9 protein-coding genes and 1 pseudogene are annotated in these 9572 nt (G+C 62.7%); 9 read left to right on the top strand and 1 reads right to left on the bottom strand.

What is annotated here, in order from left to right; translation table 11 throughout:
- The first annotated feature begins 40 nt into the window (after window positions 1-40).
- Window positions 41-4384: a hypothetical protein gene (locus IAE39_RS11230; RefSeq protein WP_328825608.1), complete on the top strand. Its 4344-nt coding sequence runs from the start codon at window positions 41-43 to the stop codon at window positions 4382-4384.
- A 9-nt stretch (window positions 4385-4393) separates the two neighbouring features.
- On the opposite strand, the gene IAE39_RS11235 is transcribed toward IAE39_RS11230, so the two are convergent.
- Window positions 4394-4669 (bottom strand): polyhydroxyalkanoic acid system family protein, encoded by a 276-nt coding sequence (locus IAE39_RS11235; RefSeq protein WP_033701930.1) that lies wholly within the window; start codon window positions 4667-4669, stop codon window positions 4394-4396.
- A 124-nt stretch (window positions 4670-4793) separates the two neighbouring features.
- On the opposite strand from IAE39_RS11235, the gene ubiE reads away from it, so the two are divergent.
- From ubiE to IAE39_RS11275, 8 genes and pseudogenes are all read left to right on the top strand, one after another.
- Window positions 4794-5564 carry a bifunctional demethylmenaquinone methyltransferase/2-methoxy-6-polyprenyl-1,4-benzoquinol methylase UbiE gene (gene ubiE / locus IAE39_RS11240; RefSeq protein WP_201202229.1) on the top strand — a complete coding sequence of 257 codons (771 nt, stop codon included), beginning with the start codon at window positions 4794-4796 and terminating at the stop codon, window positions 5562-5564.
- Window positions 5564-6187, top strand: coding sequence for a ubiquinone biosynthesis accessory factor UbiJ (locus IAE39_RS11245; protein WP_201202233.1), 624 nt, complete (start codon window positions 5564-5566; stop codon window positions 6185-6187). Before ubiE ends, IAE39_RS11245 begins: the two co-directional genes overlap by 1 nt.
- Window positions 6184-7806 carry a ubiquinone biosynthesis regulatory protein kinase UbiB gene (ubiB, locus tag IAE39_RS11250; protein WP_201202238.1) on the top strand — a complete coding sequence of 541 codons (1623 nt, stop codon included), beginning with the start codon at window positions 6184-6186 and terminating at the stop codon, window positions 7804-7806. Before IAE39_RS11245 ends, ubiB begins: the two co-directional genes overlap by 4 nt.
- Window positions 7807-7878: 72 nt before the next feature.
- A complete protein-coding gene (hisI, locus tag IAE39_RS11255; RefSeq protein WP_201202243.1) occupies window positions 7879-8271 on the top strand; it encodes a phosphoribosyl-AMP cyclohydrolase in 393 nt (130 codons plus the stop codon).
- A gap of 1 nt (window position 8272) precedes the next feature.
- Entirely contained in the window at window positions 8273-8608 is a 336-nt protein-coding gene (locus IAE39_RS11260) for a phosphoribosyl-ATP diphosphatase (protein ID WP_201202245.1), read from the top strand.
- A gap of 186 nt (window positions 8609-8794) precedes the next feature.
- A complete protein-coding gene (locus IAE39_RS11265) occupies window positions 8795-9067 on the top strand; it encodes a twin-arginine translocase TatA/TatE family subunit (protein ID WP_201202246.1) in 273 nt (90 codons plus the stop codon).
- 3 nt (window positions 9068-9070) lie between these two features.
- On the top strand, window positions 9071-9439 hold the full coding sequence (gene tatB, locus IAE39_RS11270; RefSeq protein ID WP_201202248.1) for a Sec-independent protein translocase protein TatB: 369 nt from the start codon (window positions 9071-9073) through the stop codon (window positions 9437-9439).
- Window positions 9436-9572: pseudogene (locus IAE39_RS11275) on the top strand (Sec-independent protein translocase subunit TatC); the annotation flags it as partial. The gene tatB and the pseudogene IAE39_RS11275, both read left to right, overlap by 4 nt.

Here is a 9572-nt window from a genome sequence, read left to right on the forward strand (position 1 = left end):
CAAGCTCAACAGCGACTTCGATGCAGTACTCGCCACGCTGGTGGAGGCCTACCAGCAAGCACAGATCGGTTTCTGGAACGGGCAGGACGAGCAGAGCCAGGTCTCGCGCATGCTGTGGATGGAGCTCACCATCAAGGCCAGCTTGCTCGACAACCTTGCTCGACAAGGCCTGGAAGCAGGTGCAAAGTCGGCACTGTTCGCGTTGCTCGATGGGGCATCAGAAGGCCTTACTGTCGAAGCGGTAAGCGTCACGCTCGACGCGCCTGGCGGCACTCACACCTTCACCCTGCCCGACCTGCTACTCAGCGCCGCGCCAGGCGGCGACGCGGGCATATTGCAGTGCAAGCCATGCGGGGCAGTGCGCAAGCATAGCGACCTGCCCAGTTTCGCCGCTGCGCTGCAAACCGAGTTGGCGCAGCGCTATCATTTCGAAACCATGTCCTGGGCTCACACCCCGGTAATCGGTCGGCCATTCGCGTTCCAAGCCAGGCAACTGCTCAACGGCATACTTGACGACATCGCCAGCCTGCGCATTGACGGGGTATTAACCCGCGACGCACTGGAACAGCAGCTACGCCAGGCCAGCGATCCGTCGATGCACTTCCCCGGCCTGCCCCTGCAAGAGCAGCCCGTAGCGAGCATAAGCCCGCCAGCATGGCTGGCCAACGCCAGTGCCGAAGAGCGTTATGCCTACCATGACGCCCTGCTCGACCTGGCGGTGAGCCAAGGCCAATCGAAGGGTGCCACTTCGCTGGGGGACATTGAGGATATCCACCGCTACACCGCACGCCGGCTACAAGAGCAGCTGCAGGCGAGCCACCCAGACAAGACCGCACACGATCCAGACCAGGTGTTCATCCGTATTTCCCAGAGCATCGTCGGTAGCGGTACGCAGGGGCAATCCCTGTTTCTGCGCAGGCAGAGCCTGACTGATCTGGCGATTTCCCGCGTGCGCCCAGAGGCCGGTGAAGTGATGACAGGGGTCAGCATCGGGGAAGGCGACCCTACGGACGAATGGTTGAGCATCCAGCAGGTCAGGGACCTGATTCATCAGGTCGATATCGGCGGCCAATACCCCGGCTACTTGCAAGACAAGGTGAAAAGCGAACCACGCAGAGCCGAACGGATCCGCCAGCATGCCAGGGAGTGGCGTCATACCCTTCGCTTCAGCACGCTCAAGGCGAAGATCGAGAAACACCTCGGCGAGCCTGCGAGCCAGGCCCTGCTGGACTTCTGCAAGGGCTCTGGCAGTGCCACTGGAGACGTTCGCATCGCCCCTCTGGCCTTCCACTGCGCACCCGGTGCTTCGGCAAGTGATATCGCTCATGGGATGTTCATCATCGAAATCCCGGCCTGCCGCACGTGGGCGTTGTACCGCCCCTTCTACGCCGACCAGGCAATACAGGCGTTTGCGACGCTCGAGACGCTGATGGCCGCTATCCGCACCAAGGGAGAATTGCAGGAAAGCATCCTGGCCTGGCTCGACGACGAGGCTCGCCCGGTTTATGAAAACGATGGTTTCAACCACCCGCACCTGCACCCGAACCTCTCCAGTCTGTTGCATTTGATCAGTACCGACGGTGAGCTGGTGGATGCGCTCCTGCAACGCCTGAGGCGCCCTGTCGAAGCTTCGTTCCAGGCATGGACAGAGGACCTGGACACTCAGCTGTTCGACGCCAGGATAAATGCCATGCTGCTGGCCGCCAGCAGCACCAGTGTTTCCAACGCCCAGGAAAAGAGGGCATTGGTGAAAGAAGCCGTGTGGGCGTTGTTCAATACCGCGACCCAGTTCTGGCAGGGCCCGCTGGCCAGCCTGGTCTGGCTGGTACTGGCGCTGTCTGCGGCCAGGCAAGACGTGCAAGCGCTGCTGGATGGTCGCGGTGACAACAGGATTGTCGCGTTGACTGACCTGCTGACCAATCTGGCCTTGCTCCTCGCCCACCGCAGCGCACCGACAGTGGTCAACGATGTGTCGCCCGCTACCCTGCGCTTTTGCGGCTCCGTGCAAAAAGGTGAATTTGCAGCACGGGAACTCGCGCAGCCGGAAGTGAAGGCTTGGGAAAGCCCTGTCGAAACGCCGCGATCCGCTTCTGTTCGTGTGCACAGCTGGCATGACGAGCAGCGCCTCGGCAACCTGTCGGTGCAACAGCGCCAGGCGCTGGGCCAGTTGCAGGCCAAGGTGTCTCTCGAGGGGCAGCTACCCCTCGCCGAAGGCCGCTTGCGGGGACTGTTCCAGGTCGCCGGGCGTTATTACGTCAAGCTGGGGGATGGCGTCTACGAGACTACGGAGTCGTGGAATGGCATACAGATCATCGGCCCCGAGCAGAGCAGCAGCGAATGGGTCTCCCACTGGGGTGGCGCCACAGACGACTACCACATCGTGGGTCGTGAACGCCGAAAAGGGCCATGGTTGGCTCGGTGGAACGGTAATTGGGCGCTGAACTTGAACCTTGCCGGTGGCATGCCCAGAAGCAGGGCAACCATGAAGGCTGAAAACCTTGAGCGCTTCAATGCATTGAAAACGCACACCGAGGCCAATCAAAAAGCGCTGAACGGCCTGACAGTACTGCTGGAGCGTAACCGCCTGCAGCTTCAGGCTTATGACGACCTTGCCCTCGATTACAGTACGGCTCTTGACGCGCTACCAGCGCAGGAGCGCGCCTCGCCGCCGCAAGCCCTGCAACACCAGAAGCAGACGCTGAAAGCCGAGCGCACGAAGCACTTGCCGGAGCTCCGGGCATCCGCGCTGTATCTGGAACGGCAAAGTACGCTGCTGTATGCAAACATCGAAGCATTCAAGGAAATGAGCGAGCCGAGGTTCAGCCGGCTCGACCCCGCTGGCCAGAGTCAAAGCCGATACGGCAGTTGGTTCGATGCAGCCATCGACAACGACATGCTGCTATGCCGCCGGCTGCTGGAACAGGTCGACCACCAGGCACTTGCTGCCCAGGCCACAGGACTGCAACGCTTTCCAGAAACGGCCGAGCAGATCGGGCAATACACCGCTTACCGCGATCTGGTACGCGACTCTTGCCAAGCCACCCGGCGCCTGCTGGTGGTCAGCGAGCGGCTCGACCTGAGACTACCGGAGGTACTGCAGGACCCCACTGCCGACTTCGCCAACAAAATCACCAAACTGAACGAACACACCCGACGCAGAACCTACTCGACGCTGGTGGTGCGGGCCCAACTGCTGAGTGACCTGGCTTACCTGGCCGTGGACAAGTCCCAGCTCACCGCGGACACCGCCGAGTACCTGCTTACAATGCGCGCCCCCCTCAGCGATGCCGAATTGAGCCGCACGATATGGAGCCACGACGGCCTGGCAACCACAGACGCAACAACCCAGGTCAAAGCCGAGTTGCTTGAAGACATTCTTCAGAAATACTGTTCCGTGCGGGATCGGGCCCGCTACATGCAAACGTTGGATGACCCAGCACTGGTTACCAGCGTGCTGGATGAGTACACAAGCCAGTTGGAGACGATGGTCCAGACTACGGAACAGCAACTTGGCGCAACCTTGGCCACGCTCGACAGCGGCATCAACCTGCCACCACCAGCGCCTGCCCATCGTCTTGCACCGGCCAGACGCAAGGTCATCCGCATTGCCCGGGGGCGGCCGCAACTGGTGGAAGTCGATTCAAGTGGCAATCAGGCGATCCAACGCAGTGCGTTCAGCCTTGAACCTGCTCGGCGTTTTTTGCAACGCAACGGTGAGTGGTATGAGGAGCCTGTCAAAGGGCTGCCCACTCCGCCTGGCAGAAAACACTTGCGCAAACGTGCCAACCGCCTGCTAGCGGAAGTGGAAGGTAAAATTACCTTCGCCGCGCGTTTCGCCAATGAACCCAACAGCCTTGCCGACTTCCTGGAATGGCCGATAGATGACCTGCGCGAAGTCTGGCAACGGCTGGGTGAGCAGAGCAACCCCCTGGACGGCGAGCTGATAGATCGCCTGCAGGCAGCTGCAGATCGCGTCGCCCAGGAAAGAGGCCGACTGCTCACCGACGCGTACCTCAATTCCCGTCACCCGGGCAGCAGGGCTTTGCGTTTTCTCGCCGAACAGCACCGCATCAGGATCAGGCAGACAGTGATTCGCCGGCAGCTACGCCACGCCAATGACTTCCTCGACGTCTACGAGATTCGCGATGTCCAGGCCCCTCAACGGATACTGTGGGAGGCACACTTCCATTATCCCGGGCTCGAAACGGCTGGCCACGACTTCGTCAAAGGCCACCTCAAATTCTGGGATGCCGGCGTGAGGGGCCGGGACGCCATGCTCGAACAAGCCGCGAACGCACGGGAACGCCTTGCCATCTATCGTGGTGACCTACGCCTGGAGCAGGTGATCGGTATCATTCCTTTCCCGGCCGACCCACCAGGCTAGCCGCCCGGCTCAGGCCAGGGCCTTGTCCAGCGCCCGCTCGATCTCGCCCTTGATGGTGCCACTCATCATCGACAGCATCATGCCAAGCTTGAGCTCCACGCGGATGCTGTCGTCGCCAATGTGCACGCTGCCGTTTGCGCCGCTGCGGGCCACATCGACCCGGTCACCGTTCCAGGTGGCCTTGAGGTCGTACTCGCGGCTGAGCTTGTCGACCAGCGCTTCGGCCTTGGCACGGGCGGCCTCGCGGCCGAGGGAGTGTTTGCGTTCAACGCTGATCTGGGTCATGCGGGCGTTCCTGAAGATGTAGACATAATCTGCATTATGCCCGCCCCTGCCCACTGGCACACCCCGCCAAGACAAATCCGCCCGTTCGCCCTAGAATGGCGGTAATTTTTTTCGGTGAAGCGATATGAACGACCAGCGCAAAGGCGAACACGCCGAACCCACCACCCATTTCGGCTACCAGGATGTGCCTGAAAGCCAAAAGGCGAAGAAAGTCGCCGAAGTGTTCCACTCGGTGGCCGCCAAGTACGACCTGATGAACGACGTGCTGTCCGGCGGCATGCACCGCCTGTGGAAGCGCTTTACCATCGAGCTGTCGGGCGTGCGCAGCGGCAACCGCGTGCTGGACATCGCCGGCGGTACCGGCGACCTGGCGGCCAAGTTCTCGCGCCTCGTAGGCCCGACCGGGCAGGTGGTGCTGGCCGATATCAACGAATCGATGCTCAAGGTTGGCCGTGACCGCCTGCTCGACCGTGGCGTGGCCGGCAACATCGAGTTCGTCCAGGCCGACGCCGAGAAGCTGCCGTTCCCGGACAACCACTTCGACTGCGTGACCATTGCCTTTGGCCTGCGCAACGTCACCCACAAGGACGCCGCCATCCGCTCGATGCTGCGTGTGCTGAAGCCTGGTGGCCGCCTGTTGATCCTGGAGTTCTCCAAGCCGACCAACAAGCTGATGTCCAAGGCCTACGACGCCTACTCGTTCGCCTTCATGCCACTGGCCGGCAAGCTGATCACCAATGACTCCGAAAGCTACCGTTACCTCGCCGAGTCGATCCGCATGCACCCCGACCAGGAAACCCTGAAGAGCATGATGGTCGAGGCCGGCTTCGACCGCGTCACCTACCACAACATGACCAGCGGTATCGTTGCCGTACACCGCGGTATCAAGCCCTGATGTTGCTGGCCGGGCTGCTCGCCAGCGTCGAACATGGCCTGAACCGCGTCTTGCGCATGGACAGCACGGCCCTGCCGCGGCTGGCCGCGCTGGAAGGCAAGGTCATCGAGATCGACTGCCGCCAACCGGCCCTGCAGGTGTTCATCCTGCCCGATGAAGACGGCCTGATGCTCGCCGCCCACTGGGAGGGCGAGGTCGATTGCAGCCTGCGCGCCCCGGCCGGCAGCCTGGCGCATCTGGCCCTGGCCAGGGACAAGACCGCCGTGCTGCACAGCCCGCAGGTCGAACTGCATGGCGACAGTGCCGTGCTGCTCGACCTGTTCGGCGTGCTGCAGGACCTGGAGCTGGACTGGGAGCACGAACTGCAACGCTGGCTCGGCCCGGTCGCCACAGCCATGCTCGCCGGGCACATTCGCCTGCGTGCACGCTGGACCCGCCAAGGCCTGGCGCGCTTCAGCCAGAACCTGTCCGAATACCTGGCCGAAGAGTCCCGCACCCTGGTCGGCAAGCGCGAAGCCGAAGCCGCCTTCAGCGAACTCGATGCCCTCAAGCTCGACACCGAACGCCTCGAGGCGCGCCTCAAGCGCCTTTCCCGATCCCTTGATACCAGCGATAACGCATGAAGCTGCTCGCCGTCCGCCGTCTTTTTCGCATCCAGCGTGTGGTGATCCGCTACCGTCTCGATGACCTGCTGTTCGAACAGCCGCTGCTGCCCTGGTGGCTGGCCAGCCTGCGCCTGCTGATGCCGTGGCGCTGGCTGCCGCGCAAGCCCAGCGAACTGAGCCGCGGCGCGCGCCTGCGCCTGGCATTGCAAGACCTGGGGCCGATCTTCATCAAGTTCGGCCAGTTGCTGTCCACCCGCCGCGACCTGCTGCCCACCGACATCGCCGACGAACTGATGTTGCTGCAGGACCGTGTGCCACCGTTCGACCCGAAACACGCCGTGGCGTTGATCGAGGCGCAACTCGGCGCCAAGGTTGGCGAGGTGTTCAGCCGCTTCGACGTCGAGCCACTGGCCTCAGCCTCGGTGGCCCAGGTACATGCCGCCCGCCTGAAAACCGGCGAAGAAGTGGTGGTAAAAGTGGTACGCCCGGGCCTGAAGCCGGTCATCGCCCAGGACCTGGCCTGGCTGTTCCTGATTGCCAAGGCCGCCGAACGCGCCTCGGCCGATGCCCGCCGCCTGCACCCGGTGGAAATCGTCGGCGACTACGAAAAGACCATCTACGACGAGCTGGACCTGCTGCGCGAAGCAGCCAACGCCAGCCAGTTGCGGCGCAACTTCGAAGGCTCCGAGTTGATGTACGTACCCCAGGTATACTGGGACCTGTGCCGCCCCAAGGTGCTGGTGATGGAGCGCATCTACGGCGTGCCGGTGACCGACATGGCCACCCTGGCCGACCAGCGCACCGACATGAAGCTGCTGGCCGAGCGTGGCGTGGAGGTGTTTTTCACCCAAGTGTTCCGCGACAGCTTCTTCCATGCCGACATGCACCCGGGCAACATCTTCGTCAGCACGGTCAAACCGTGGAGCCCACAGTACATCGCCATCGACTGCGGGATCGTCGGCAGCCTCACCGCCGAGGACCAGGACTACCTGGCACGCAACCTGATTGCCTTCTTCAAGCGTGACTACCGCCGCGTCGCCCAGTTGCACATCGACTCGGGCTGGGTGCCGGCGCACACCAAGGTCAACGAATTCGAAGCGGCGATCCGCACTGTGTGCGAGCCGATCTTCGAAAAACCGTTAAAGGATATTTCCTTCGGCCAGGTGCTGATGCGCCTGTTCCAGACCGCGCGGCGCTTCAACATGGAAGTGCAGCCACAGCTGGTGCTGCTGCAGAAGACCCTGCTCAACATCGAAGGCCTGGGCCGCCAGCTGTACCCCGACCTGGACCTGTGGAGCACCGCCAAGCCGTTTCTGGAGCGCTGGATGCGCGAGCGCTACAGCCCCAAGGCCATGTTCGGCAACCTGCACAGCCAGGTGGAGCAACTGCCACACCTGGCCGGCATGACCCGCGACCTGCTCGAACGCCTGTCACAACCACACCTGCACGACCCGCAACTGCCGGAGCGCCGCCGCCAGGGCGACCGCTGGGCGCTGCGCCTGCTGGGTGCCGGCCTGCTCGGCGGTGGCGCGGTACTGGCCGCTGGCGCTGCCGAGGCCGCCAGCCTGGCCGCCCCGGCCGCCTGGCCGGCGTGGTTGATGCTGGCCGCAGGCCTGTACCTGATCGTACGCCAATAGCCAGCCGCGCCTGTGGCTGGCACACTAGCGTAAATGGCCCGGTACAGGAGCGGGCTTGCTTTGGAGTCGACGATGAAAGACTGGCTGGACGAGATCAAGTGGAACAGCGATGGCCTGGTACCGGCGATCGCCCAGGACCACAAGACCGGACGCGTGCTGATGATGGCCTGGATGAACCGCGAATCGCTGGCCCTGACTGCCACCGAGCAACGTGCCATCTACTGGTCGCGTTCGCGTGGCAAGCTGTGGCGTAAAGGCGAAGAATCCGGGCATGTGCAGAAGCTGCATGAACTGCGCCTGGACTGCGACGCCGACGTGATCATCCTGATGGTCGAGCAACTGGGCCATATCGCCTGCCATACCGGCCGTGAAAGCTGCTTCTACCGCGTCTTTGAAGGCGGCCAGTGGAAAATCGTCGACCCGGTCCTGAAAGACCCGGATGCCATCTACAGCGCAGGACACTGACATGAGCGACACCCTCAACCGCCTGGCCGAAGTGCTTGAACAACGCAAGCAAGCGGCGCCCGACAGCTCCTACGTGGCCAGCCTGTACCACAAGGGCCTGAACAAGATCCTTGAAAAGCTTGGCGAGGAGTCGGTCGAAACGATCATTGCTGCCAAGGATGCTGCGGTGAGCAAGGATTGCAGCGATGTCATCTACGAAACCGCCGACCTGTGGTTTCATAGCCTGGTGATGCTCAGCGCGCTGGGCCAGCATCCGCAGGCGGTGCTGGATGAACTGGACCGCCGCTTCGGCTTGTCCGGGCATGATGAGAAGGCTGCACGGCAGCCATCTGCCTGATGTGATTTAAGTGCGCGGTGCCCGTCTCTTTTTGTGGGAGCGGGTTCACCCGCGAAGAATGCGACGCGGTGTATGGCACCGGCTACGCCGGTGTTCGTGGCGGTTCGACGCTTCGATGAACCCGCTCCCACAGGGACCCGCGTTGCCAGAACAATTCGCTTTACCTGTAATTTTCAGGAGTACGAAATGGGTATCTTTGACTGGAAACACTGGATCGTCCTGCTTGTGGTCGTGGTCCTGGTGTTCGGCACCAAGAAGCTGAAAAACTTCGGCAGTGACCTGGGCGAGTCGATCAAGGGCTTTCGCAAGGCCATGAACGAAGAAGAGACCAAACCGGACGAGCAAACCCCGCCGCCAGCACAGCCCGTGCCGCCGGTACAGAACACTGCCCAGCCGCAGCAAGGCCACACCATCGAGGGCCAGGCCCAGCCGGTCCAAGAGCCACAGCGGAAAGACTGACCCATGTTCGGCATCAGCTTCAGTGAGCTGCTACTCGTCGGCCTGGTCGCTCTGCTGGTGCTCGGCCCCGAGCGCCTGCCGGGTGCCGCGCGCACCGCAGGCCTGTGGATCGGCCGGCTCAAGCGCAGCTTCAACAGCATAAAGATGGAAGTGGAGCGCGAAATCGGCGCCGACGACATCCGCCGCCAGCTGCACAACGAGCACATCCTGCAGATGGAAGAGGAAGCCAAGCGCATCCTCAACCCGCTGACGCCACCCGCGCAGCCGCCGGTAACCACGGCCAGCGTGCAGCCACCTGCCGGCCTCGAAGCCAAGCCGGTCGAGCCGCCTGCCACCCCTTCTGAACCGACTCAACCGCCGCGAGCCCCATGAGCGAGAACCCGGAACAAGACCAGCCGATGCCGCTGGTTTCGCACCTGACCGAACTGCGCACCCGCCTGTTGCGCTGCGTAGGGGTCATTTTCCTGATCTTTGCCGGGCTGTTCAGCTTCGCCCAGCAGATCTA

Source organism: Pseudomonas sp. S37 (assembly GCF_016658545.1).
Classification (GTDB): domain Bacteria; phylum Pseudomonadota; class Gammaproteobacteria; order Pseudomonadales; family Pseudomonadaceae; genus Aquipseudomonas.

Bases quoted from the DNA above. Each gene is read 5' to 3' on its own strand.
- IAE39_RS11235 (WP_033701930.1), bottom strand. From the start codon at position 4,669: ATGACCCAGATCAGCGTTGAACGCAAACACTCCCTCGGCCGCGAGGCC.
- hisI (WP_201202243.1), top strand. From the start codon at position 7,879: ATGAAAGACTGGCTGGACGAGATCAAGTGGAACAGCGATGGCCTGGTA.
- tatB (WP_201202248.1), top strand. From the start codon at position 9,071: ATGTTCGGCATCAGCTTCAGTGAGCTGCTACTCGTCGGCCTGGTCGCT.
- IAE39_RS11260 (WP_201202245.1), top strand. From the start codon at position 8,273: ATGAGCGACACCCTCAACCGCCTGGCCGAAGTGCTTGAACAACGCAAG.
- IAE39_RS11245 (WP_201202233.1), top strand. From the start codon at position 5,564: ATGTTGCTGGCCGGGCTGCTCGCCAGCGTCGAACATGGCCTGAACCGC.
- IAE39_RS11265 (WP_201202246.1), top strand. From the start codon at position 8,795: ATGGGTATCTTTGACTGGAAACACTGGATCGTCCTGCTTGTGGTCGTG.
- ubiE (WP_201202229.1), top strand. From the start codon at position 4,794: ATGAACGACCAGCGCAAAGGCGAACACGCCGAACCCACCACCCATTTC.
- ubiB (WP_201202238.1), top strand. From the start codon at position 6,184: ATGAAGCTGCTCGCCGTCCGCCGTCTTTTTCGCATCCAGCGTGTGGTG.